Origin of the sequence: Agrobacterium tumefaciens, assembly GCF_009649785.1 — a bacterium.
Lineage (GTDB): Bacteria > Pseudomonadota > Alphaproteobacteria > Rhizobiales > Rhizobiaceae > Agrobacterium > Agrobacterium tumefaciens.
In genome coordinates this window covers 123005-146051 of record NZ_WJOK01000010.1, presented here as the reverse complement: position 1 = coordinate 146051, position 23047 = coordinate 123005, and the positions used below count along the sequence as shown (strand labels likewise).

At 59.4% G+C, this 23047-nt stretch carries 25 protein-coding genes; 10 read left to right on the top strand and 15 right to left on the bottom strand.

Translation table 11 applies throughout. The features are described from left to right. Positions 1–82 precede the first annotated feature (82 nt). The 4 genes from GH784_RS13090 to GH784_RS13070 form a co-directional block, all read right to left on the bottom strand. Entirely contained in the window at positions 83–1111 is a 1029-nt protein-coding gene (locus GH784_RS13090) for an ABC transporter ATP-binding protein (protein ID WP_065702382.1), read from the bottom strand. After that, complete coding sequence (locus GH784_RS13085) at positions 1099–2793, bottom strand: ABC transporter permease (RefSeq protein WP_153793454.1); 1695 nt, start codon at positions 2791–2793, stop codon at positions 1099–1101. Before GH784_RS13085 ends, GH784_RS13090 begins: the two co-directional genes overlap by 13 nt. A gap of 9 nt (positions 2794–2802) precedes the next feature. Then, positions 2803–3786, bottom strand: a complete 984-nt coding sequence (locus GH784_RS13080; protein ID WP_065702380.1) for an ABC transporter substrate-binding protein — start codon at positions 3784–3786, stop codon at positions 2803–2805. A 308-nt stretch (positions 3787–4094) separates the two neighbouring features. Continuing rightward, entirely contained in the window at positions 4095–5339 is a 1245-nt protein-coding gene (locus GH784_RS13070; RefSeq protein ID WP_025593984.1) for an aminotransferase-like domain-containing protein, read from the bottom strand. Between the two features lie 265 nt (positions 5340–5604). Between GH784_RS13070 and GH784_RS13065 the strand changes: the two genes are divergently transcribed. Beyond that, on the top strand, positions 5605–6057 hold the full coding sequence (locus GH784_RS13065) for an RbsD/FucU family protein (RefSeq protein WP_065702379.1): 453 nt from the start codon (positions 5605–5607) through the stop codon (positions 6055–6057). Between the two features lie 109 nt (positions 6058–6166). Then, entirely contained in the window at positions 6167–7198 is a 1032-nt protein-coding gene (locus GH784_RS13060) for an endonuclease/exonuclease/phosphatase family protein (RefSeq protein WP_019565331.1), read from the top strand. Positions 7199–7271: 73 nt separating this feature from the next. On the opposite strand, the gene ilvC is transcribed toward GH784_RS13060, so the two are convergent. The 3 genes from ilvC to GH784_RS13045 form a co-directional block, all read right to left on the bottom strand. Continuing rightward, positions 7272–8291 (bottom strand): ketol-acid reductoisomerase, encoded by a 1020-nt coding sequence (gene ilvC, locus GH784_RS13055; protein WP_003507583.1) that lies wholly within the window; start codon positions 8289–8291, stop codon positions 7272–7274. Positions 8292–8335: 44 nt separating this feature from the next. Continuing rightward, positions 8336–8989, bottom strand: coding sequence for a TetR/AcrR family transcriptional regulator (locus tag GH784_RS13050; RefSeq protein WP_003513063.1), 654 nt, complete (start codon positions 8987–8989; stop codon positions 8336–8338). A gap of 152 nt (positions 8990–9141) precedes the next feature. Continuing rightward, positions 9142–10050 (bottom strand): AraC family transcriptional regulator, encoded by a 909-nt coding sequence (locus GH784_RS13045; RefSeq protein ID WP_019565330.1) that lies wholly within the window; start codon positions 10048–10050, stop codon positions 9142–9144. 187 nt (positions 10051–10237) lie between these two features. Between GH784_RS13045 and GH784_RS13040 the strand changes: the two genes are divergently transcribed. Continuing rightward, complete coding sequence (locus GH784_RS13040; RefSeq protein WP_003513067.1) at positions 10238–11284, top strand: NAD(P)-dependent alcohol dehydrogenase; 1047 nt, start codon at positions 10238–10240, stop codon at positions 11282–11284. Between the two features lie 144 nt (positions 11285–11428). Here GH784_RS13040 and GH784_RS13035 read toward each other — a convergent pair whose 3' ends face one another. Beyond that, positions 11429–12694 carry an NAD(P)/FAD-dependent oxidoreductase gene (locus GH784_RS13035; protein WP_065702378.1) on the bottom strand — a complete coding sequence of 422 codons (1266 nt, stop codon included), beginning with the start codon at positions 12692–12694 and terminating at the stop codon, positions 11429–11431. Positions 12695–12765: 71 nt separating this feature from the next. After that, a complete protein-coding gene (locus GH784_RS13030) occupies positions 12766–13521 on the bottom strand; it encodes a pyridoxine 5'-phosphate synthase (protein ID WP_065702536.1) in 756 nt (251 codons plus the stop codon). 233 nt (positions 13522–13754) lie between these two features. Between GH784_RS13030 and GH784_RS13025 the strand changes: the two genes are divergently transcribed. Continuing rightward, complete coding sequence (locus tag GH784_RS13025; RefSeq protein ID WP_003513073.1) at positions 13755–14450, top strand: MerR family transcriptional regulator; 696 nt, start codon at positions 13755–13757, stop codon at positions 14448–14450. A gap of 107 nt (positions 14451–14557) precedes the next feature. On the opposite strand, the gene GH784_RS13020 is transcribed toward GH784_RS13025, so the two are convergent. Beyond that, positions 14558–15685 carry an ATP-dependent DNA helicase gene (locus GH784_RS13020; RefSeq protein ID WP_003513075.1) on the bottom strand — a complete coding sequence of 376 codons (1128 nt, stop codon included), beginning with the start codon at positions 15683–15685 and terminating at the stop codon, positions 14558–14560. A gap of 124 nt (positions 15686–15809) precedes the next feature. Between GH784_RS13020 and GH784_RS13015 the strand changes: the two genes are divergently transcribed. Further along, a complete protein-coding gene (locus GH784_RS13015; RefSeq protein WP_065702535.1) occupies positions 15810–17096 on the top strand; it encodes an SDR family oxidoreductase in 1287 nt (428 codons plus the stop codon). Beyond that, positions 17096–17578: a DUF2269 family protein gene (locus GH784_RS13010; RefSeq protein WP_065702377.1), complete on the top strand. Its 483-nt coding sequence runs from the start codon at positions 17096–17098 to the stop codon at positions 17576–17578. Before GH784_RS13015 ends, GH784_RS13010 begins: the two co-directional genes overlap by 1 nt. A gap of 6 nt (positions 17579–17584) precedes the next feature. Here GH784_RS13010 and GH784_RS13005 read toward each other — a convergent pair whose 3' ends face one another. Beyond that, positions 17585–18067, bottom strand: coding sequence for an SRPBCC family protein (locus GH784_RS13005; RefSeq protein WP_065702376.1), 483 nt, complete (start codon positions 18065–18067; stop codon positions 17585–17587). Then, positions 18064–18423 carry an ArsR/SmtB family transcription factor gene (locus GH784_RS13000; protein WP_153793453.1) on the bottom strand — a complete coding sequence of 120 codons (360 nt, stop codon included), beginning with the start codon at positions 18421–18423 and terminating at the stop codon, positions 18064–18066. The genes GH784_RS13005 and GH784_RS13000 overlap by 4 nt, the downstream gene beginning before the upstream one ends. 133 nt (positions 18424–18556) lie before the next feature. On the opposite strand from GH784_RS13000, the gene GH784_RS12995 reads away from it, so the two are divergent. From GH784_RS12995 to GH784_RS12985, 3 genes are read left to right on the top strand one after another with little or no spacing between them, the layout of a single operon-like run. Further along, positions 18557–18937, top strand: a complete 381-nt coding sequence (locus tag GH784_RS12995) for a COG4315 family predicted lipoprotein (protein ID WP_075807749.1) — start codon at positions 18557–18559, stop codon at positions 18935–18937. Then, positions 18921–19478: an RNA polymerase sigma factor gene (locus GH784_RS12990; protein ID WP_003513086.1), complete on the top strand. Its 558-nt coding sequence runs from the start codon at positions 18921–18923 to the stop codon at positions 19476–19478. Before GH784_RS12995 ends, GH784_RS12990 begins: the two co-directional genes overlap by 17 nt. Next, positions 19475–20263: an anti-sigma factor family protein gene (locus GH784_RS12985; RefSeq protein WP_065702374.1), complete on the top strand. Its 789-nt coding sequence runs from the start codon at positions 19475–19477 to the stop codon at positions 20261–20263. The genes GH784_RS12990 and GH784_RS12985 overlap by 4 nt, the downstream gene beginning before the upstream one ends. A gap of 62 nt (positions 20264–20325) precedes the next feature. Here the strand turns inward: GH784_RS12985 and GH784_RS12980 are convergent, their stop codons facing one another. After that, positions 20326–20919: a LysE family translocator gene (locus tag GH784_RS12980; protein WP_065702373.1), complete on the bottom strand. Its 594-nt coding sequence runs from the start codon at positions 20917–20919 to the stop codon at positions 20326–20328. Positions 20920–21081: 162 nt separating this feature from the next. On the opposite strand from GH784_RS12980, the gene GH784_RS12975 reads away from it, so the two are divergent. Then, positions 21082–21927: an aldo/keto reductase gene (locus GH784_RS12975; protein ID WP_065702372.1), complete on the top strand. Its 846-nt coding sequence runs from the start codon at positions 21082–21084 to the stop codon at positions 21925–21927. Between the two features lie 154 nt (positions 21928–22081). Here GH784_RS12975 and GH784_RS12970 read toward each other — a convergent pair whose 3' ends face one another. Next, positions 22082–22612, bottom strand: a complete 531-nt coding sequence (locus tag GH784_RS12970; protein WP_003513094.1) for an SRPBCC family protein — start codon at positions 22610–22612, stop codon at positions 22082–22084. Further along, positions 22605–22973 carry an ArsR/SmtB family transcription factor gene (locus GH784_RS12965; RefSeq protein ID WP_003513097.1) on the bottom strand — a complete coding sequence of 123 codons (369 nt, stop codon included), beginning with the start codon at positions 22971–22973 and terminating at the stop codon, positions 22605–22607. The genes GH784_RS12970 and GH784_RS12965 overlap by 8 nt, the downstream gene beginning before the upstream one ends. Positions 22974–23047: the final 74 nt, after the last annotated feature.

Here is a 23047-nt window from a genome sequence, read left to right as displayed (position 1 = left end):
TCACGATGTCGGATTTTATGTGCCGGGATATTCCCCACCCTCATTCCTGTGACGAGCCCAGGGATGAGGGAGCAAGCAAATGCTAAAGACGCCACGCCGCACGAATCGCAACCGGCAACCGGTCACCGACCGCAACCGATTCTCGAGAATAAGCCCGAAGCGCCTGCCCGTCCGGCAGGTCGAGACGCAAGGCATAACGCTCGCCCTCGTAGAGAACCGAGGTCACGGTGCAGGTGATTCCATCCGCATCCCGCACCACGTCCTGCGGCCGCACGAGAATATCCGCCCGTGGTAATTGCCCACCGTTATCCATCGCTGTGCGGAGCGCGTCCCAGTCAATATCCCGCGAAGAACCTTCCGGCACCGGCACGGAGAGAATGGCGCCCTGCCCCACCAGCGAGCCGACAAGACGCCCCTCGGGTCGTGCATAAAGCTCGGCGGGCGGCGCGACCTGAAGCAGCTTGCCCTGAGACATCACGGCGACATCGGTTGCCAGCGCCATGGCTTCCGCCTGATCGTGGGTAACATAGATCATCGTCGCGCCGGAGCGGATGTGGAACTCGCGAAAGGTCTCCTCCATCTCCTGCCGCAAATGCCGGTCGAGATTGGCGAGCGGCTCGTCGAGCAGCACCACATCAGGTTCGGTGACGAGGCAGCGAGCCAGCGCCACGCGCTGCCGCTGGCCACCGGAAAGCTCGGCGGGACGGCGGTCCGCAAAGCCTTCAAGGCGTACGGCTGCCAGCGCTTGGGCCACCTTCTCGCGATATTTCTCTCCGGAAATGCCGCGAACTTTCAGGGGATAGCCGGCATTGTCGGCAACCGACATGTGCGGCCAGAGCGCATAGGACTGGAACACCATCGCCATGTTGCGCCGTTCCGGCGGCACCATGCTGCCTGCATCGGCCAGCACCCGCTCGCCGAGCAGGATGGAGCCATCAGTCGGTTGCTCGAAACCGGCGATCATGCGCAGCACCGTCGTCTTGCCGCAGCCGGACGGCCCGAGCAACGCGAGGAAACCTCCCTCACGCACCGTGAGCGAGACGTCGTCAACGGCGGGTTTCGACCCGGCTCCAAAGCTTTTCGTCAGACGATTGAGGATCAGTTTCGCCAAGGGACGACTCCTTTCGGCAGATAGCGCCCCAGAATTTCGAGCAGCAGCATGAGGAAAATCACCATGATGACGACAAGCACCGAAAGTGCGGAGGCAAGATCGAAGCTGCCGCTGTCATCGAGGTTATAGATGAGCACACCGAGCGTCTGCGTGCCGGCGGACCAAAGGAGCGCCGAAACCGTCAGTTCATTGCAGGCGATCAGGAAAACGAGGATGACGGAAGCGCCAGCCGCAGGCCCGACCAGCGGCAGGATGATGTCCTTCAATCGCCGCCAGAAACCGGCGCCCGAAAGCCTTGCCGCCTCTTCCAGCGACGGATCGAATTGCAGGAAGGCGCTGACCATCGGTTTGAGGCTGACGGCGAAAAAGGAGGAAAAATAGGCGAGCAGAATGATCCAGATCGTGCCGTAAAGCGTGATACCGAGCAGCGGAATGGGGGCCGCGAACAACAGGACGAAGGATACGGAAATCACCACACCCGGCAGCGCATAGGGAATATCCACCAGCGCCGACAGCAGGAACATGAAGCGGCTTTTGCCGCGCACCAGGAAATAGGCGGTCAACACCGTCACCGCAAGCAGGCAAAGGGATGTGACCGTCGCCAGAAACAGCGAGTTGCGGAAGGCTGTGCGGGTCACGCTCTGCCGGTAGAGCAGCTCCTCATAGGCGTGCATCGTCACGGTCTTGAGACTGAGCGGCACGCCATAGGCGGGGGCAAGCGAGCTTGCCACCAGCGCAGCAAGTGGTGCAACCAGCATGAAGAACAGCAGGAGCCAAAAGACAAGCTCAGCAACTACACGCCAGCGCGACAGCTTGAAAGTCGCGGCCTTGCCGGAAAGACCGATGATGCGATAGTCCCTGCCCTTCATTGCCCGCTCTTGCAGCGCAAGACCGGCCACGGAGATGATGGCGATCATGGTCGAGAGAATGGCGATATCGCCGAAGGTGCTCGCGCCAAAACTGGCGAAGCGGCTGTAGATCAGCGTCGGCAGGGTGAAGATCGAGGCCGGAATACCGAGGATCGCCGGAATACCGAAATTGCCGACATTGGACACAAACGAGATCGCCGCCCCGGCGATCAATCCCGGCGTCGAAAGCGGCAGGATGATATCGAACAGCACGCGGCGAGGCGAAGCACCGGAAAGCTTGGCCGCCTCGATGCCATCTTGCGGCAAGGCCAGCAAACCAGCGCGCAGCGACAGATAGACGAGCGGCGCATGCTGCACGCCGAGCAAAAGCGCGATACCGGCAATGGAATAGAGCGGCTGTGGCGACCCCATGGGCGGCGCAAGGCCGATGGCCTTTAAAAGCGTGCTCGACGGGCCGGTCATGCCGATCCACGACAGCGCCGTCACCTGCGGCGGGATCATCATAGGCAGCATGAAGAGGAAGCTTAAGATCGACTTGCCGCGTATGTCGCAGAGCGTCAGCGCTAGCGCGAAGCCCCCGCCGATCATGAGTGAAATCAGCATGCCGAAAAACGAGGTCGAGAGCGTGTTCAGCGCCGCATCCCAAAGGGCGGGATCAGCCAGCAATCGCCATATGTCACCGTTGAGTGACGAAACAATGCCGGTATAGGCGAGCCGCCCGAGCGGTAGGGCGCTGAGCGCAAAAACGACGCTCACCACAAAAGGAAACAGCCAGCGCGGCTGGCTGTTTCCATAGGCACTTGATCGGGACATGCCGCTATATCAGCCCTTGGAGCCGAAAATATCGGAGAAGATCTTCAGATCCTGCTCGGAATTCTTCAGCGCGTCCGCGGCGTTGAGCGGCAGGACCTTGAGCTTGTCGCGGGCGGGGAAACCTTCCGGCATGCCAGCGTCAGCGCGCGCGGGGATGTAGCCGAGCGTGACGAAGCCCTGCTGTCCCTTTTCCGAAAGCACGTAGTCGACGAACTTCTTAGCGGCTTCCTCATGCTTGGTACCCTTGAGGATCGCGACCGGTTCGGTCACGGCCGAAACGCCCTCTTCCGGGAAGACGAACTCCACCGGTGCGCCCTTGGCCTTTTCGCGGATCGGCATGTAGTCGACGACAACGCCGTAAGCCTTCTCACCTGATGCAACCGACTTCAGCACCGCGCCGTTACCGCCGCCGGAAATGGCTTCATTGGCCTTCAGCTGCTTGTAATAGTCCCAGCCGAGGCCGTTGGCAGCGGCCAGCGTCTGCGCGTGGATCAACGCTGCACCAGAGGTCAGCGGGCTCGGCATGGTCACCAGACCCTTGGCTTCCGCCTTGGCAAGATCCTTCCAGCTCGTCGGCTTCATCGCAGCGGCAGTGTTATACATGATGCCGGTGGTGATGAGCTTGGTGGAATAATAATAGCCGTCCGCATCGTAGAGCGAGGCGTCGATGTTCTTCGCTTCCGGCGACTTGTGGGCCATAAGCTGGCCAGCCTGCTTCATGCGTTCGAGTGTGACGGTGTCGGCGATCAAGAGCACATCGGCAACCGGATTGCCGGCGCTGATCTCAGCCATCAGCTTGGCCATGATCTTCGGCGTTCCGTCACGCACCCATTCGACTTCGATACCGGGATTGGCGGCCTTGAAACCATCAACGGTCGCCTGCGCGTCCTCGTTCGGCTGGCTGGTATAAAGCACCAGATCGGCAGCATTGGCAGCGGTGGCGATGAAGCCGAGCGATACGATGGCGGTAAAAGCGGAAAGCAGCGTTTTCATAGGTCCAGTCCCTGTTGTTTCGTGGGACCGCTAAAACATGATTGCATAACATGTATGTGACAGGCAGGATTTTAGGGGTGTGATCTCGGTAGCCAAGGTGGAGACCGGGGCCTACCCCCCTCTGCCCTGCCGGGCATCTCCCCCACAAGGAGGGAGATCGGCAAGACGCTCTTTCGTCACTTAATTTTCGAACGTTGAGATGGGCGAAACCTCACCACGGGTCGATCTCCCCACCTGTGGGGGAGATGTCCGGCAGGACAGAGGGGGGGTAAGCCGCCTCCCCGTCGCTGCCGAAAACCTGGCAACCCTCAAATCGCCGGAACCACTTCGGTCGTCTCCGCCTGCGCCGTCGCGATCAACCGGCCAAGCCGCTTCATGCCTTCCTCGATCATCGCCTCATTGGCGCAGGAGAAGCTGATGCGCAGCGTGTTCGTACCCGAGCCATCCGCAAAGAAGGCGCGACCCGGAACGAAGGCGACCTTTTCCGTTGCGATGGATTTTGCCAGCAATGCGGCGCCATCCATGCCTTCCGGCAGGGTGACCCAGATGAACATGCCGCCTTCCGGCTTGGTCCAGCGCGTGCCCTTCGGCATGTATCTGTCGAGCGCAGCCAGCATCGCATCGCGGCGGGCGCTGTAGGCAGCCTTGATCTTGGCGACCTGCTTGTCGAAGCCGCGCGAAGCGACACGTTCGATGGCGATCTGGTTGATCGTCGAGGAATGCAGGTCTGCGGCCTGCTTCATCAGCACCAGCTTGCGGATAACTGGCGCAGACGCGACGATGTAACCGACGCGAAGGCCGGGTGCGAGCGTCTTGGAAAAGCTGCCGCAATAGATGGTGCGGGTGTTCTCGATGCCGCCCGAGCGGGCAATGTCCAGCGCCATGATCGGCGGAACCGCTTCACCATCATAACGCAGCGACTGATAGGCGGCGTCTTCGATGACGGCGATATCCAGCTCGTCAGCCAGCGCCAGAACCTTTTCGCGGCCGGCAAGATCAACGGTTTCCCCGGTCGGATTGGAGAAATCGGCAGAGAGATAAGCGAACTTCACCGCGCCGCCGAGCTTGGCCGCGGTTTCGCGGTAAGCTTCGGGCGTGCGGTTGCCGCCGGGATTGAGCTGGTCGTAATTCGGCTCATAGGCGTTGAAGGCGGAAAGTGCGCCGAGATAGGTCGGCCAGGTTACCAGCGCGGTATCCTTCGGCGACAGGAACAGCTTGCCGAGGTAGTCGAGACCCTGCTGCGAACCCGAAACGATGAAGACGTTGTCGGCAGTGCATTCAATGCCGATCTCGGCCATTTCGCCCGCCAGCCATTCGCGCAGCGGCTTGTAACCTTCGCTCACCGAATATTGCAGCGCCGAGTTGACCTGCGAACCCGAAAAAATTTCCGCATAAGCCTGCTGGAACTCCTCTGCGGGGAAAAGAGCCGGGTCCGGAATACCGCCGGCAAAGGAAATGATATCGGGCTGCTCGAGCAGCTTCAGCAGCTCGCGGATTTCAGACGCTTTCATGCGCGACGAGCGCGTGGCGAAAATTTGTTCCCAATCAAGCATGGGTACGTTTCCTCTTGTGTCGTTTTTATGCGTGCATCTTTACAGAAATGTCGATACGTCAGCAATACTGACTTATCAGTTTTTCGAATTATTTCTGCCTCCCTGCACGTTACCCGCATTTGGGCCCGCCTTTGGCGGACAAAGCCAAATACACCCTTGCGCAAAGCTTCACAATCTTCCGTTTGCGATTGACGCGGCAAGGTTTTCCGGCTGGATTGCGGCCACGCGCCGCGACACGGCGAAAGCATCATGGGAGTTTGACGACATGCTGAAAAATATCGACCCGGCGCTGAATGCCGATGTTCTTCACGCCCTACGCGCCATGGGTCACGGCGATACGCTGGTGATTTCCGACACCAACTTCCCTTCCGATTCGGTGGCTCGCCAGACAACGGTCGGCAAGGTGCTGCGCATGGACAACATTTCCGCCGCCCGCGCCATGCAGGCGATCCTCTCGGTGCTGCCACTCGACACGCCGCTGCAGCCTTCGGTCGGACGCATGGAAGTGATGGGCGCGCCGGACCAGCTGGAACCCGTACAGGTCGAAGTGCAGAAGGAAATAGACGCGGCGGAGGGAAAATCCGCCCCCATGTACGGTATCGAACGCTTCGCCTTCTATGAACAGGCTAAAAACGCATATTGCGTCATCACAACAGGCGAGACCCGTTTTTACGGCTGCTTCCTGCTGACGAAGGGCGTCATCCCTCCGGGCAAATAAGATCCAACGGCAGACTGGGTCGTGTGCTAAACCCGTCATAACAATTTCAAGTTGTTGTGGCAAAAACTTCCACTAGGTTTTGTAAAACCAACCGGAGGTGTGAGGTATCATGACCCAATATGTCCTGGCGTTCTGGAATGTCGAAAACCTGTTTGCGCCGGAGGGTTATCCAGCGCGCGAACCTTGGATTGCCGAGCGGCTGAAGAACGATCTCAAAGGCTGGACCGAAGATCTGTTCAAGACCAAGCTCAGGCAACTCGGTTTGATCATAAGACAGATCGGCGGCGCCGGGCCGGATCTGCTCGGCGTGTGCGAAGTCGAGAACCGTTTCGTTCTGGAGACGCTTGCGGAACATCTGAACGACCTCATGCCCGAGCGCGCCTACCGTGTGGTGCATGCAGATTCCAGCAAGGACCAGCGCGGCATCGATACGGCCTTCATCTATGACAGCAAGAAGCTACTGATCAACGAAACCGAGATTTTCAGCCATTTCGTGATGCGCCGCACCGGTACGCGCGACATTACCCAATGCACCTTCATCACCAAGGGCGGACGCCAGCTTATCGCCCTTTCCAATCACTGGCCGTCGCGCTCCGGCGGCGCGGTGGAAAGCGCCGGTTTTCGCATGACCGCCGGTGAGACGCTTGGCTACTGGCACCAGCGGATCAGGGAAGAGAAAGGTAACGACATCGCCGTCGTCGCCTTCGGCGATTTCAACGACGACCCTTCCGATGCATCGCTGCGCTATCACGCCAATTCCACCCGCGAGCGCGACGATGTCGAAAGCTCGCAATCGGCAATGTTCTACAATCTCACCTGGAACTACCTGCGCCAGCAGGTAGTGGATTCAGTCGGTACGGCAAGAACGATCTATGGCACGCTCTATTTCAACGGCGACGCCAATATCTTCGACCAGATCCTCGTCTCAAGATCGCTTCTGACCGGGAGCAGCGGCTTCGCGGTGCGCGAGGAAACCGCGAAAATTGAAGCCATTGCCGCCATGGTCAGCCACAGCAAGAATGAGGGGCCGATCCGCTTCGGCCTGTCGAAAGGCGATGCAGTCAAAAACGTCAATCTCGGTGGTTTCTCCGATCACTTTCCCGTATCGGTCATTATCGAGGAAGCCGACGCCATCGTGTGATCCTAGCCAAGCCCAATGCAGAAAGGCCGGAGCTCTCGCCCCGGCCTTCCAATATTCTGTAAAGCAATGAAGCTTAGTTGACAGCCTTGTCGACCAGCTTGTTCTTGCCGATCCAGGGCATCATGCCGCGCAGCTTTGCGCCGACTTCTTCGATCTGGTGGGCGTCGTTGTTGCGACGGATGCCCTTGAAGCGTGCGCCGCCAGCCTTCCATTCCTGCATCCACTCGGTCGTGAACTTGCCGGTCTGGATGTCGTGAAGAACGCGCTTCATTTCAGCCTTGGTGTCAGCGGTGATGATGCGAGGACCGGTGACGTATTCGCCCCACTCGGCCGTGTTGGAGATCGAGTAGTTCATGTTGGCGATGCCGCCTTCATAGATCAGGTCAACGATCAGCTTCACTTCGTGCAGGCATTCGAAATAGGCCATTTCCGGTGCGTAACCGGCTTCGACCAGGGTTTCGAAACCGGCGCGGATGAGTTCTACGAGACCGCCGCACAGAACGACCTGTTCGCCGAAGAGGTCGGTTTCGCACTCTTCCTTGAAGTTGGTTTCGATGATGCCAGAACGGCCGCCGCCAACGCCGCAGGCGTAGGAGAGAGCGAGTTCAAGTGCGTTGCCGGAAGCGTTCTGGTGAACGGCAACGAGGCAGGGAACGCCGCCGCCCTTCTGGTATTCGCCGCGAACCGTGTGGCCGGGGCCCTTCGGTGCGATCATGACGACGTCGAGCGAAGCCTTCGGCTCGATGAGGCCGAAGTGAACGTTGAGGCCGTGTGCGAAAGCAATCGCCGCACCGTCACGGATGTTGCCGGCAATGTCAGCCTTGTAGATGTCGGCCTGCAATTCGTCAGGCGTCGCCATCATCAAAAGGTCGCCCCACTTGGCGGCTTCGGCAACGGTCATGACCTTGAAGCCGTCGGCTTCCGCCTTCTTGACGGTCGGCGAACCGGCCTTCAGAGCAATGACGACGTTCTTGGCGCCGGAATCCTTGAGGTTCAGCGCATGGGCGCGGCCCTGGGAACCGTAGCCGACGATGACGACATTCTTGGACTTGATGAGATTGAGATCCGCATCACGATCATAATAAACGCGCATTTTATGGTCCTTCCCTAATGCTTGTCTCTGTGTGAACCGGAACCTCAGGCGACCTTGCCGCCCAGTTCCGAATGTACCTTTTCCGTGCCGTAGAGTGTTAGAAAGGCGACCACCGCCTTCTTTGCCCGGGCGGAAAAATCCTTGTCAGGCGCCTCGCCCAGCAGCATGCGCACATGCAGATCCGAAACGATGAGGCCGTAAAAACTGCGATACGCCTCTTCGGCGTCATCGAAACGCAGGTAACCCGAACGGCGACCCGCCTCGATCAACCCGCGGGCGCGGCGGTCGATCTGGCGACGGCCACGTTCCAGAAGAAGATCGCCAAGCTTGGAACCATCACGGCTCGCCTGCCCTATCGCCAGACGGTTGAGCGCCAGCGACACATCGCCCGCCAGCACATCAAGCAGATCATGTGCGAAAACCTCGAGATGATCGGCAAGCTGCGGCGCAGACACGCGGTCGCCCGCCTTCTCGAAGGTGCGAACCTTGCTTTGCTGGAAGGTGATCATCGCAGCCAGCAGGCCGTCCCGGTCGCCAAACCATTTGTAGAGGCTTTCCTTGGAACAGTTGGCCGCACGCGCAAGACCAGAGGTCGTCAGCGCTTTCTCGCCACCCTCGACCAGAAGACGCAATGCCTGATCCAGAACGGCGTTCTGGCGCGGCGAAAATTCCTGCGCTGTGATCGGGTCGGAGGCCACTTATTTCCACTCCAGAGGCTCGATTAATGTACCGTACGGTACGGTTCGAGCGCCATTTAAGCGGAGGCAGCTTGCCCGTCAAGCGCTTTCTTCGCAGTGATGTACGAATTGACGCGATGCGGAAGCAGAATGCGCCGCACCATAATGCCGCTTTATCCGGCCGCGCTTATCTCACGCGAGGCGTCGACGTCGCGTGAGGGCGACATCCCGTAAAAGCGGCTGTATTCCCGGCTGAACTGCGAAGGGCTCTGGTAACCGACACGATGGCCGGCCGTGCCTGCATCCAGGCGCTCCAGCAGCATCAGCCGGCGCGCCTCATGCAGCCGCAACTGCTTCTGGTACTGAATGGGGGTCATGGCCGTGATCGTCTTGAAATGGTGATGGAAAGACGACACGCTCATGCCGATATGCTCCGCAAGTTCCTCGATACGCAGCTGGCGCGCGAAATTCTCGCGCAGCCAGGCGATGGCGCGGGCAATCCGATTGCCGTGGCTTCCGGCAGCGACGATGTTCATCAGCTGCCCACCCGCTGGTCCGGTCAGGATTCGATAGAGGATTTCCTGCTCGATCAGCGGCGCCATGGCCGCAATGTCCGCCGGGCGGTCAAGCAGGCGCATCAGCCGGATGGCCGCATCAAGCAGCTCCGGTGTGGCGGCGTTCACCACGATGCCGCGCTGGCCGCTCACCGGCTCCTGAGGCCGCTCGATCGGCATGCGGCTCATAAGGTCGAGCAGCTTTTCGCTATCGATCGCAAGCCCGATGCAAAAATGCGGTACTTCCTCGCTCGCTTCCACCACACGCCAGGCAACCGGCAGGTCGAGCGAGGTCAGAAGATAGTCGCCGGCCCCGTAATTGATGGTGTCCGTTCCCAGCTGAACGCTTTTCGACCCCTGGATCACCATTGCCAAGCAGGGACGATAGCTGCCGTGGCACGGCGCGCTGGGTGTGGACCGGCGGCTGATGCCGAGGGTTTCGATTGCCGTCTGGACCTCGCCATCCCGGGTGGCATGCCGTGCGGCGATGGAGGCGATCTCCTGATAGAGATTGAACGGCATGGTCATCTGGGAAACCCTTTAGGGAAGGAAGCAGCGTGTCTGTTTGCATTATCTAGAAAGCCGGGCCAGTTTCCGCAAATAGCCCACCGCAATTTTTTGCAGGATCGTGCAAGAAGCTCGGAGGATCGCTCTAACGCCCCGGCACCCTTCCATTGCATATTCCGCCGTCCCCAACTCCCGAAAGGATATTCAGATGGCCATTGCAAGAGGTTATGCTGCGACCGATGCGTCGAAGCCGCTTACCCCGTTCACCTTCGAACGCCGCGAGCCTAACGATGACGACGTTGTCATCGATATCAAATATGCCGGCATCTGCCACTCGGACATCCACACCGTCCGCAACGAATGGAAGAATGCCGTCTTCCCGATCGTTCCCGGCCATGAGATTGCCGGTGTCGTGAAGGCCGTCGGCTCCAAGGTCACGAAATTCAAGGTCGGCGATCATGTCGGCGTTGGCTGTTTCGTCGATTCCTGCGTCGGCTGCGCCACCCGCGACCTCGACAACGAACACTACATGCCCGGCCTCGTCCAGACCTACAACGATGTCGATCCAAATACGAAGACAGCCACCCATGGCGGTTATTCCGACTCGATCGTCGTCAAGGAAGGTTATGTCCTGTCGATCCCGGACAACCTGCCGCTCGACGCTTCCGCGCCGCTTCTATGCGCAGGCATCACGCTCTACTCGCCGCTGCGCCGCTGGAACGCCGGTCCCGGTCAGAAGGTCGCAATCGTCGGCATGGGTGGTCTTGGCCACATGGGCGTCAAGCTCGGCGCTGCCATGGGCGCGGATGTCACAGTTCTTTCCCAGACCCTGTCGAAGAAGGAAGACGGACTGAAGCTCGGCGCGAAGGAATATTACGCCACCAGCGACGCCTCGACCTTCGAAAAGCTGGCCGGCACCTTCGACCTGATCATCTGCACGGCAGGTGTCGCAATCGACTGGAACGCCTATCTCGGCCTCCTGAAGCCCAAGGGCAGCATGGTCGTGGTCGGTGCACCGGAACATGCGATCCCGGTCCACGCCTTCTCGCTCATCATCGGTGCGAAGAGCCTCTCCGGCTCGATGATCGGCTCGATCAAGGAAACCCAGGAAATGCTGGATTTCTGCGGTGAGCATGACATCGTCTCGGAGATCGAAACGATCAACATCCAGGATGTCAACGAAGCCTATGAGCGGGTGCTGAAGAGCGACGTTCGCTACCGCTTCGTCATCGACATGGCATCGCTCGACGCTTGAGCCTTGGATTGGCACAAGCTCGCCACATCCGCACTCCGTAACCCCGCACTTAATACGGCGTGACGGAGGAATGGTTTGGCGCACTGACCATAAGCAAGCGCGGGAAGCCAATGCTTCCCGCGCTTTCCTTTACCCGCCCTGCCCTCAGGCCTCGTCCTTCAACGTCTCTTTCTGGGTGATCAGCCGCGCGCTGTGCTGGCCGCTGAGGTAAATCCACAGCCAGCTCCACGCCACGGCCAGCCGCGAGCGCGTTCCGATCAGGAAATAGATATGGGCAAGCCCCCAGATCCACCATGCAAGCACGCCCTTGAGCTTGAACCTGCCGAAATCGATCACCGCCGCGCGTTTGCCGATTGTCGCCAGATTACCCTGATGGCTGTAGCGGAACGGCGCGGGCTCCGGCTCTCCGGATAGCCGCGCATTGATGACCTTTGCCACATGGGCGCCCTGCTGCTTGGCTGCAGGCGCAATGCCCGGCACCGGTTTGCCGTTTTCCTGATTGACGGCGGCCGTATCGCCGATGACGAAGATATTGGGGTCGTCTTCCAGATTCAGATGCGGCCCGACGATAGCGCGTCCCGCCCTGTCGGCAGCAGCATTCAGCCACTTTGCAGCGGGAGACGCCTGCACGCCAGCAGCCCAGACCACCGTGCGGCACGGATAAAAGGTCTCACCCACCGTCACGCCCTCATCGGTGCAGGCCGTCACCGGTGTGCCGAGCAGAACCTCGACGCCGAGCTTTTCAAGCGCCTGCTTGGCATAGGCCGAAAGATCGTCCGTGAAAACCGGCAGAACGCGCGGACCTGCCTCGACAAGCAGCACGCGGCTCTTTCTGGTATCCACATTGCGGAATTCCGGCGGCAGCGCCTTGTGGGCAAGCTCGGCGATCATGCCCGCCATTTCCACGCCCGTCGGGCCTGCCCCGATGATGACGAAGGTCAGTTGCGCCTGCCGTTCGTCTTCGCTGCTGGCAAGTTCCGCACGCTCGAAAGCCAGAAGCAGGCGGCGGCGGATCGTCGTTGCATCCTCGAGCGTCTTGAGGCCGGGAGCGGCACGCTCCCATTCGTCACGGCCGAAATAGGCATGACGGGCGCCGGTGGCCAGCACCAGCGTATCGAAGCCGATGACCTGACCGGAACTCAGATGCACGGTGCGGGCGTCACGGTCTACGCCGTTCACTTCCGCAAGCAGCGTCGTCACTTCCTTGCGGTCGCGGTAAAGATGGCGGATCGGCCAGGCGATTTCGGATGTCGCAAGAGCCGTCGTCGCAACCTGATAAAGCAATGGCTGAAATAGATGATGGTTGCGGCGGTCAATCAATGTGATGCGGACAGGGGCCCCCTCCAGCCCGTGTACCATTTGTAAGCCGCCGAAGCCTCCACCCACGACGACAACGTGATGTTCTTGCATGTGTCTCTGCCTTTAAAAGCTCGCGCACGGAGCATGCGCAAGCAGATTATAGGCAAAAAAATTGACTTTGGTTATGAAATAGCCTGACCGCAGGCGCGACAAAAACGCCGGACTGTTTCAGCCATGCCATATTCCAGCGCATCCGCCGTCAACCCGTGACCGATGGAGACCTCTGCAAGATAAGGTATACGTTTCATAAGCTTGGGCAGGTTTGCTACAGTCAGGTCGTGCCCGGCATTGACGGCAAGCCCGAGCGCTGCGGCGTAGTCCGCCGTCTGTCCGAGTTTTTCCAGAAGCGCGTCACCCTTTTGCGGATCGTCAAAACAGCCGCCATAGGGACCGGTATAGAGCTCGATGCGGGTAGCACCCGTCTCAGCCGCCAGCTCCACCGCTTCGCGCTCGCCGTCACCATCGGCAAAAAGCGAAACCCGCATACCGCCAGCCTTCAGGCGCCCAACGGCTTCTCTCAGGAAAACCGCGTGCTTGCGGAAATCCCAGCCATGGTCTGATGTCGCCTGCGACGGATCGTCGGGCACCAGCGTCACCTGCTCAGGCTGGGTCTGTTCGCACAGAACTAGAAAATCCTCCGTCGGATAACCTTCGATGTTGAATTCCGCACTTGGGAAACTGTCATCGATGAGCGCACGCAGCACCGGCAGGTCCGAAAAGCGGATATGGCGCTGGTCCGGTCGAGGGTGTACAGTCAGCCCGCTAGCACCCGCAGCGAGTGCAATATGCCCGAAATGCGCGACATCCGGCCATGGGAGATCGCGACGGTTGCGCAGCATGGCAATTGCGTTCAGATTGACGGAAAGTTTTGCGGGCATGACATCGAGGCTCCGGTTCGGAATTGACATCCTGTTTCACGCAGGTTGACGCCGACCGCAAGGAGGCCGATAAAATTTTTTAAGGATACGGGAACGAAAGCAGGCAATACAGGTTACGGTTCTCATGCAGCATCGGCAAAATGTCTTGATCAGAAGACAGGTCTGCGGTGGGGAACAAGTAACGAATGCCATAAAAAGCAGGCACACTGTCAAAACGCGCGAAGGGGGAAACGATGCAGAATGGCAGGATGCCGTTTGAACACGGCGACGAGGACAAACCCAATCTAAGGATCAGCAGCTTTTTACCGGATATAAGCCTGCCCTCCTCCCTGCCCGCCGAACCGGTTCCCATCGCCGACATGGCCAACATTTTCGGCGTAACGCACCGGACCCTGCATTTTTACGAAGAAAAGGCGCTGCTGACCTCAAAACGCATCGGCCAGATGCGGGTTTATTCCCACCGCAACGTGCAACGCATGGCGGTGATAAATGTCTGTCGCGAAGTCGGCATTTCCGTCGCAGCCATTACAGACATCATGGAAAAACTTGCCCGCTCTCTCTCGCAGGAAGAAGCGGACGAGATATTCCACTCCGCGCTGCGGCAGCGAAAAAGAGAACTGACCGCAGAACGCTCCACGCTTCAGCGCCAGGCCCAGCAGATCGAGGAACTGCTCGCCACCGATAACGATACTGATGGCCTCGACGCCGCTGAGCGGGGACCGGGCAAGGATATCGCGCTGACAGACAACGAGCGAAAATGCCTGGAACTGATGGCGGAGGGGTACGCACCGGTAAGGCTCGCGCGCGCTCTCGGCCTTTCAGGTAACGACCTCAACGAACTGGAGGCGAAGATCATCGGCAAGTTCAGTGCCAGCAACCGCTTTCAGGCGGTTGCCAAAGCGGTTCTGCTGGGCGTCATCCGCGCCTGACAAAGCATTTCCACGAAAACTGCACAGCGGTTTTCCGTCCGGACAATGCACAGACAAAAGAATTGGAGCATTGAAGGTGTCCCGCTATTCACCGGAAATGCTCTATCTCAGCGAACGATTGTGAGTGTTTCTGCGGCGCGGGTGATGGCGGTGTAAAGCCACCGCTCGCGCGAATCGCGGAAGGCATAGCTCTCGTCAAAGAGAACCACATTGTTCCACTGCGAACCCTGCGCCTTGTGCACGGTCAGCGCATAGCCGAAATCGAACTCGTCATAACGCTTGCGAGTGGTCCACGGAATTTCCGTTTCCACATCCTCGAAAGCCGCCTTCAGCAATTTGATCTTGGCCGCGCCGCGATCCATATCGTCGTCTTCAGGCCGGATCATCAGGTTGATGCCGGGTTTCACCGTCTCGCGCGACGAACTCATGACCTGCCAGAGAGAGCCGTTCAGCAGGCCCTTGGCGGGATCGTTCCTCAAGCAAACCAGCTTGTCGCCGGATTGCGGATAATCGGCCGTAAATCCCTTCAGCTCGCGAAGCCGCTGGTTATAGCGGCGGCGCGTGCGATTTGTGCCGACGAGCACCTGATCGGCATCGAGCACGAGCGACTGTGTCACCTCGGACTTGGAAATCACCTGCGCGGCACCGTAATCGCCACGCATGATCTCGCGGCCTTCCCGCACATCCATGGCAAGATGGATGATGGGATTGTCCTTGGCCTGCCGATGAATTTCGGAGAGCAGGTAATCCGGCTCCTGCTCCGTGAAGAAGCCACCGCCTGAAACCGGCGGCAACTGCCCGGGATCGCCGAGCACCAGGATAGGCGTGCCGAAGCTCATCAGATCCTTGCCGAGCTGCTCATCCACCATCGAACATTCATCGATGATGATGAGTGCCGCCTTGGCGAGCGGGCTCTGGCGGTTGATGGAAAACATTGGCGCGACCGAGGTCTTGCCGGTCTCCTCGTCTTCCACGGTCTCTTCGCCGCGCGGGCGGTAGATCAGCGAATGGATGGTGCGGGCATTGGTCGCCCCGCGCGAGCGCAGCACCTGCGCCGCCTTGCCGGTGAAGGCCGCAAACAGCACTTCGCCATCGACATTTTCCGCGAAATGTTTGGCAAGCGTTGTCTTTCCGGTTCCGGCATAACCGAACAACCGAAAAACCGGCGTCCGGCCTTCCTTCAGCCAGCGGGAAACAGCCTTGAGCGCTTCGTCCTGTTGCGGTGAAAATAACATGCGCCCTCATCGCAGGATTCGAGCACCGTGCGCAACAGAAAAAGAACGAAAGATGAATCACACCATCAGAATGCGGCAATAAAACACGGCTGGTTTTTAAACCATGGCGGGTATCATGCGGCGCATGAAGATATTGATTCTGGGCGCAACGGGTTTCATCGGTTCCGAAGTGATCCGCAGCCTTCACGGCAAAGGTCATACCGTTACTGGGCTGGCTCGCATCATTGCGCGAGCTAAAGATAAATGGCCTTTCGCCAGCTGGGTTCCCGCCGATCTCTCGCGTATGACCAGCGCTGCCGACTGGGCGGCACTCGTTAGCGACCATGACGCCATCGTCAATTGCGCAGGTGCGCTTCAGGACGGCCTGTCGGATGATCTTGCCGCGACGCAGGAAAAAGCGATGCTGGCGCTCTACCGGGCAGCGGTAAATGCGGGCGGCAAGCTTGTGATCCAGATATCGGCCCGCACTTCCGGAGCCGCTTCCCAACTGCCCTTCCTCGCCACCAAACGCCGAGCCGATATAGCACTTGCCGCAAGCGGTCTGCGCTTTGTCATTCTCCGCCCCGCACTGGTTGTCGGGCGCAACGCCCATGGCGGCACAGCACTCGTGCGCGCGCTTGCAAGCTTCCCCTTCGCTGTACCGCTCGTAAACGGCAATATGCCAGTACAGACCGTCGCAGTCGAAGATGTCGCGTTGGCAGTCAGCGCAGCAATAGATGGCGAAATCCCGTCAGGTAGCGATATCGAGCTGGCAGCAAACGAAACGCTGACATTGCAAGGCGTGGTCGCTGCGCACCGGCAATGGCTCGGCCTCGCCCCTGCTCCCGCGCTAAATCTTCCGGCTGCCTTCATGCGCCCCGTCGCCCTCACGGCGGATATTGCGGGAAAGCTCGGCTGGCGGTCGCCGTTGCGCTCAACCGCCATGACAGTGATGTCGGAAGGTATCGTGACGGAGAACAGCGCGCCAAAAGCGACGACATCGCTCAAGAGCTTGAGGGACACGCTGGCAGCTTACCCTTCCGGCGTGCAGGACCTGTGGTTTGCCAGATCATATCTGCTCAAACCCGTCCTCATTCTCTGCCTGTCGCTGTTCTGGCTATTGTCCGGCCTCGTCCCGCTGCTTGATATCAACAGCTCGGCGGCGCATTTCCTGCCCTTCATGCCGCAAGTGCCGGCCGTCACCCTCACACTCGCATCCTGCCTCATCGATATCGCCCTGGGCATCACCGTCGTGATAAGACCACTTGCCAGAAAAGCGCTCATCGCCATGCTCCTGGTCACCGCCGCCTATCTGACTGGTGGCAGTCTGCTGGAGCCGGGTCTGTGGCTCGATCCGCTCGGCCCCCTCGTCAAGGTCCTGCCCTCCATCGCCCTGACACTTGTCACCCTTGCCACACTGGATGAACGCTGATGACACCTGAAGACCTTCTGCGGCTCGCCCATGTCATCGGCGCAACCGTGTTGTTCGGCACCGGGGCTGGCATAGCGTTTTTTATGGTGATGGCGCGGCGGACGGCAAACCCGGCGCTGATCGCCCATGTTTCGGGCACGGTCGTCATCGCCGACACCATCTTTACCGCCACGGCGGCGATCATCCAGCCGGTCACCGGTTATTTTCTGGCGCGCATCATCGGCTGGCCGCTGAGCGAAGGCTGGATCGCCCTTTCGCTCTGCCTTTATGTCTTCACCGGCATTTTCTGGCTGCCGGTGGTGTGGATCCAGATCAAGCTACGCGATATCGCCCGCGATTGCGCCGCAACCGGAGAGGCCCTGCCGCAGCAATGGTTCCGTCTCTACCGCATCTGGTTTGCCTGCGGTTTTCCGGCTTTCTTCGCAGTGCTCGGCATCATCTGGCTGATGTTGACCAAGCCGGATATTGCCCTGTTCGGTTGATGCGCCTCAATTGACCGCCTGTCTTTCGACAAGCTGCGCCAGTTGCTCGGCAACCGTGTTCCAGCCGTCGAAAAATCCCATCTCCGCGTGCTTGTCGCGATCCCCAGGGTTTCTATGCATGGCATAGGCCACATACTCCATGCCTTCAGGATGATCGCGAAAACTCATCACCGCGGTGAGGAATGGGCGCGCGGACGGGCGAAAGCCTGCCGTCAACGCGTCGGTGAAGACCAGACGCTCCTCATGATCCACCGCCAGGAAACAACCGCTTATGTGATCGCCAAATGCCTTCCCGTCTTCGCTGTAGCGGGTCTCGAAAGCGCCGCCGGGGAAAAGCTCCATTTTCTCGACACGGCATTTGCCGGGATGCGGCACCCACCACTGTTCGAGGCTGTTTTTGTCGACCCAGGCGTTCCAGACCAGATGGCGCGGCGCCCTGATGATCCTTGAAATCTTCAGATCGAGATCGGGATTGAAAGTGTCGGTCATTTGTCATTCTCCCCTTTATCGGAGGTTCTGTCCTGTTGCGCCATGACGAACTGTTCAAGCCGGTCCGTCCGGCCTTCCCAGATGGCATGCTGTTGCGAAAGCCAGACCTCGATCATTGAAAACCGTTGTTTCTCCAGCGAGCAGAACCGCACCCGGCCCTGCTTGCGCGTCACGATCAACCCCGCTCCTTCCAGCTGGCGGATATGTTTCATGAACGACGGCAGGGCCATGGCGAAAGGTTCGGCAAGCGTGCCGACGCTCGCATCCCCGCTGCCCAACCGCAAAAGCACGGCCCGTCGTGTCGGATCGGCAAGGGACTGGAAGATATCGTCAAGTGGCACTGAATAGTTATCCATAAGACTAACTATCACAGCGAAAAACTTAGCTCAACGGATAAGTTTAAAAATCGCACCGGCGGAGGGAATAAAGCAGTGACCTGCGGTGTCTTTTGATGTGCTGGCGGCAGAAGCCGCCCGAACCAAGGAGGATATGTCCATGAAAATCCGCTTTATCGTTCCCGCCCTCGTTCTGGCTTTTGCCGGAACGGCCTATGCGGCACCCGCGGTCGAGACGGTCAAGACCGCCAAAGGCAATGTGCTCGCGGGCGAAAAAGGCATGACGCTCTACACTTTCAAGAACGACAAGAAGGGCGTATCCAATTGTTATGACAAGTGCGCCACCAACTGGCCGCCGTTCTTCGCGGCCACTGGCGACAAGGCCGAAGGCGCCTATTCTCTTGTGACGCGCAAGGACGGCAAGATGCAGTGGGCAAAGGACGGCATGCCGCTCTACTACTGGGCCAAGGACATGAAAAAAGGCGATGCAACCGGCGACGGTATGAACGGTGTATGGGATGCCGCAAAACCATGATGGCATGAATGGCAAGACGCGGGGGAGCCTCTCCCCCGCAGCCGGCTCCTTCGAGGCGGAGATGCTGGCGCTGATACCCATGCTGCGGCGTTATTCCCGCAGCCTTTCCCGCTCCGACGCCGATGGCGAGGACCTTTTGCAGGACTGCGTGGAAAAGGCGCTGACCAACAAGAGGCAATGGCACGGAACGGCTTTGAAATCATGGGCTTATGCGATAATGACGAATCTTTATCGCAACCGCCACCGCGCCGCGAAACGTCACCCGTCCGAAAGTCTCGACGGCCATGAGAGCCTGGCCGTTGCCGACACACTCGGCGACACGCTGGAAAACGATAGGCTGCACGTCGCGCTCGGGCTGCTTTCGCCAGAGATGCGGGCGGTGCTGATGCTGGTGACGGTGGAAGGCTATAGCTATCAGGAGGCAGCCGAGACATTGTCGATCCCGGTGGGTACCGTCATGTCCAGACTTTCCCGCGCCCGCGAAACCCTGCGCCAGCACCTGGCGGCGGACAATATCATTCCCCTGCGGAGACCACGATGAAAAGGCCCGATGCCATTACCGAAGACGATCTGCACGCTTATGTCGACGGGCTTTTGTCCGACGACGACCGCGCGGCTGTCGAGGCCTGGCTGACCGAAAGGCCGCAGGAGCGGGAGCGTGTGGAAGACTGGAAAAAACAGGCTGAAACCCTGCGAGCCGCATTCGCCGCCTATGCCGCCGAACATCCGCACGACACCGCGATGCTTGCCGAAAGAAAACACGCGCCCGCGTGGCGGCTGAAACCGGTTCTTCTGCGAACGGCAGCTGTGTTGCTGATCTTCGCGGCGGGTGCGGCAGCCGGAAGGCTTGTGCCGCCGCCGCTCGCCACGCCGCAGGACGTGGTTCTGGCGTCGTTGACGACTGACATTCCCGCGCAGGCGAAATCGGCCTATCTCATCTATGCAAGCGAGGTGCGCCACCCCGTTGAAGTTGGAGCCGAACAGCAGCAGCACCTTGCAACATGGCTCGGCAAAAGGCTCGGTTATCCCTTCGCCATCCCCGATCTTTCCAAGATCGGATATGATCTCGTCGGCGGGCGCCTGATCCCCGTCAGCGGCAAGCCAGGGGCGATGCTGATGTATCAGGACAAGACCGGCCGCCGGGTAACGGTGCTGGTCGGCCACAACGAGGAAAACCGCACCACCAGCTTCCGCATGGCGAGCGCCGATGGCGTCGAGACCTTTTACTGGATCGACAACGAACTGGGCTATGCGGTTTCTGCCGAGCTGACGCGCGCCGAGGTGCAGAAGATCGCGGAGGAATGTTACCGCCAGTTCCCTGCGTAGAATAACCCATACCCCCACCCCACATCCATGCGACAGGCACAGGGATGACGAAGGGAGAACACCTATTTCAACATCGGCCAGAGGCTGACGACGAGAAGGACGGCCATGGTGATGTTGAACCATTTGAGCCGCACAGGAACGGAAAGCCAGTCACGCAGGGCCGAACCGAAGCCCGCCCAGGTCGAAACGCTGGGAAGATTGACGGCGGCGAAAACCACGCCGACGATCAAAACGGTGACGAGATATTGCCCCTCATCCGTATAGGTCGCCATCGCGGTCACGGCCATTACCCAAGCCTTGGGATTGACCCACTGAAAGGCTGCGGCGGCAAGAAAGCTCATCGGCACCGATGCGGCAGCACCCTCGTTCAGGCTGCGGGACGTGCCGATCTTCCACGCGATCCAGACGAGATAAAGTCCGCCCGCGAATTTCAGCGCGGTATAGAGCAAGGGCACGGAGTGTAGCAGCGCGCCAAGCCCAAATCCGACGCCGATCAGCAATGACAGGAACCCCGCCCCGATGCCCAGCATATGCGGGATCGTGCGGCGGAAACCGAAATTCACGCCGGAGGCAAAAAGCATCATATTGTTCGGGCCGGGCGTAATGGAGGTTGTGAAGGCAAACAGCACCAGCGCAACGAGGGTTTCGACAGTCATGATCTCTCCTGTGAAAAGACACTATCCGCCGAACCACCATCAAACCAGTCCGATCAACCGATAGGCGTAGTCAAATTTTTTGATGGATCGATCCTTTCCATGCCGGGTTTGAGAAGTCGGAACAAAGGGCTATTCTCCGTCAACAACCGCTGGAGCGAACCGATGTATGACGACATTCCTTCCGTCACCCTGCCATCCGGAAAAGAGATACCAGCCCTTGGCCTCGGCACCTGGAACATGGGCGAGATGAGATCATCGGCTCCGCAGGAAGTCGAGAGCATTCGCAAGGCGATCGATCTCGGCATGACGCTGATCGACACGGCCGAAATGTATGCAGACGGCCGATCCGAAGAGGTGGTGGGCACGGCGATTGCCGGCCGGCGCGACGAGGTGTTTCTGGTCAGCAAGGTCTATCCCTGGAACGCCAGCGCCCGAGGCACGATTGAGGCCTGCGAGCGCAGCCTCGCAAGGCTCGGCACCGACCGGCTCGATCTCTATCTGCTGCATTGGCGTGGTGATCACCCGCTGGAAGAAACGGTGGCCGCTTTCGAAAAGCTGAAAAAAGCCGGCAAGATCGGCGACTGGGGCGTCTCGAATTTCGACACCGACGACATGGAGGAGCTTTTCGCTGTTCCCGACGGTAAGAATTGCGCCGTCAATCAGGTGCTCTACAATCTCTCCCGGCGTGGACCGGAATTTTCGCTTCTGCCCTGGTGTCAGTGGCACAGCGTGCCGCTGATGGCCTATTCGCCAATCGAACAGGGGCGCATCCTCAACAACCACGAACTCATCCGCATCGCCAAGGCCTATCAGGCTACGCCTGCGCAACTGGCACTGGCCTTTCTTCTGGAAAGAGAAGGCGTCATCGCCATTCCAAAATCCGCCAGCGCCGCACGGGTGGAGGAGAACCGAGGTGCCACCGATCTCGAAATCACCGATGAGGACTGGGCCGCACTGGATGCCGCCTTCCCACCACCGACACGCAAGACGGCGCTGGAAATGCTGTGATTTAACAAAGCATTAAAATGTTTTTCGGAATCAGGCACTCAAGCAATTGAATCGAAGTGTGAGCCCTGCGAACTGATGCTTTGGGCTGCACCATTTCAATTCAATAACGGCGCAGCGAACCGCGCCGTCAGTCTCCCAGACATGCTGCACCCAGTTACGGTATGCGGCGCTCATATTCCTCTTTCAGCCCCAGCCAGCTATCCCAGAAAGGCCCCGGTTCCTTTTCCTGAAGACGGGCGGCGAGAATGTCGAGATGCGCATGCCAGCCGGCGCTGACATTGAGCTTGGTCGTGCGATCCGCAAGCCGGCGGTGAACGAGTGTCAGAAGCACATCCTTCCCCAGAGCCTGAAGCTCGATCGACACCTCTGCGCTCTCACCCCAGGTGAAGACAAGGCGGTGCGGCGCAACGACGGTGATGATGCGTGAGGTCATCCTGTTCTCTTCGGAAAAACCTTCCGGGCGGCTGCCCGGCGGGTCGGAAAGCTCGTCGTTGCGCCAGACGAGTTCAAATGGTGCGTCGGGCGCGAGCCGCATCTCGCCGGACGCCAGCCACCGGCGGCGAAGTTCGCTCTGTGTCAGATAGGCCCAGACCCGCTCGATTGGTCCCGGCAGGAGCCGTTCTATCTTCAGTGTTGTCGGCTCGACGAGCCGGCCATAGGCGTCAGGCATTGCAATATCAGCCATTGTCATTTCCTCCATCTGCAGGGGATTTTCCCTGATCATCCTCCCTGAGCATCTGCTCAAGAATATCGAGGCGGCTGTTCCAGAACTGCCGGTAGAAATCCAGCCATTCATGCGCCTCTGCCAACCGTTCCGGCGCAAGGCGGCAGACATGGGTACGCCCCCTTACCTCACGGCGGATAAGCCCGGCGTTTTCCAGCGCCTTGATGTGCTTGGATGCCGCAGCCAGCGATATGTCGAACGGCTCGGCCAGCTGGCTCACCGTTCGCTCGCCACGGGATAGATCGCGCAGCATCGTGCGCCGCGTCGCATCGCCAAGGGCATGAAAGACAGTGTCGAGATGTGGAACAGATAATTCAACCATGTTGTTGAATATAGGCCACCAGATTAAAAAGTCAACCATATGGTTGAATATCAATTCGCCGGAGCGCAGCCCAT

Coding starts and splice junctions, on each gene's coding strand:
- GH784_RS13065 (WP_065702379.1), top strand. CDS start 5,605: ATGCTGAAAAATATCGACCCGGCGCTGAATGCCGATGTTCTTCACGCC.
- GH784_RS12990 (WP_003513086.1), top strand. CDS start 18,921: ATGCCGCAAAACCATGATGGCATGAATGGCAAGACGCGGGGGAGCCTC.
- GH784_RS13070 (WP_025593984.1), bottom strand. CDS start 5,339: ATGCTTGATTGGGAACAAATTTTCGCCACGCGCTCGTCGCGCATGAAA.
- GH784_RS13020 (WP_003513075.1), bottom strand. CDS start 15,685: ATGTTATTTTCACCGCAACAGGACGAAGCGCTCAAGGCTGTTTCCCGC.
- GH784_RS13085 (WP_153793454.1), bottom strand. CDS start 2,793: ATGTCCCGATCAAGTGCCTATGGAAACAGCCAGCCGCGCTGGCTGTTT.
- GH784_RS13015 (WP_065702535.1), top strand. CDS start 15,810: ATGAAGATATTGATTCTGGGCGCAACGGGTTTCATCGGTTCCGAAGTG.
- GH784_RS13030 (WP_065702536.1), bottom strand. CDS start 13,521: ATGCCCGCAAAACTTTCCGTCAATCTGAACGCAATTGCCATGCTGCGC.
- GH784_RS13000 (WP_153793453.1), bottom strand. CDS start 18,423: ATGGATAACTATTCAGTGCCACTTGACGATATCTTCCAGTCCCTTGCC.
- GH784_RS12965 (WP_003513097.1), bottom strand. CDS start 22,973: ATGGTTGAATTATCTGTTCCACATCTCGACACTGTCTTTCATGCCCTT.
- GH784_RS13080 (WP_065702380.1), bottom strand. CDS start 3,786: ATGAAAACGCTGCTTTCCGCTTTTACCGCCATCGTATCGCTCGGCTTC.
- GH784_RS12970 (WP_003513094.1), bottom strand. CDS start 22,612: ATGGCTGATATTGCAATGCCTGACGCCTATGGCCGGCTCGTCGAGCCG.
- GH784_RS12975 (WP_065702372.1), top strand. CDS start 21,082: ATGTATGACGACATTCCTTCCGTCACCCTGCCATCCGGAAAAGAGATA.
- GH784_RS12985 (WP_065702374.1), top strand. CDS start 19,475: ATGAAAAGGCCCGATGCCATTACCGAAGACGATCTGCACGCTTATGTC.
- GH784_RS12995 (WP_075807749.1), top strand. CDS start 18,557: ATGTCCATGAAAATCCGCTTTATCGTTCCCGCCCTCGTTCTGGCTTTT.
- ilvC (WP_003507583.1), bottom strand. CDS start 8,291: ATGCGCGTTTATTATGATCGTGATGCGGATCTCAATCTCATCAAGTCC.
- GH784_RS13010 (WP_065702377.1), top strand. CDS start 17,096: ATGACACCTGAAGACCTTCTGCGGCTCGCCCATGTCATCGGCGCAACC.
- GH784_RS12980 (WP_065702373.1), bottom strand. CDS start 20,919: ATGACTGTCGAAACCCTCGTTGCGCTGGTGCTGTTTGCCTTCACAACC.
- GH784_RS13005 (WP_065702376.1), bottom strand. CDS start 18,067: ATGACCGACACTTTCAATCCCGATCTCGATCTGAAGATTTCAAGGATC.
- GH784_RS13040 (WP_003513067.1), top strand. CDS start 10,238: ATGGCCATTGCAAGAGGTTATGCTGCGACCGATGCGTCGAAGCCGCTT.
- GH784_RS13035 (WP_065702378.1), bottom strand. CDS start 12,694: ATGCAAGAACATCACGTTGTCGTCGTGGGTGGAGGCTTCGGCGGCTTA.
- GH784_RS13025 (WP_003513073.1), top strand. CDS start 13,755: ATGCAGAATGGCAGGATGCCGTTTGAACACGGCGACGAGGACAAACCC.
- GH784_RS13045 (WP_019565330.1), bottom strand. CDS start 10,050: ATGACCATGCCGTTCAATCTCTATCAGGAGATCGCCTCCATCGCCGCA.
- GH784_RS13060 (WP_019565331.1), top strand. CDS start 6,167: ATGACCCAATATGTCCTGGCGTTCTGGAATGTCGAAAACCTGTTTGCG.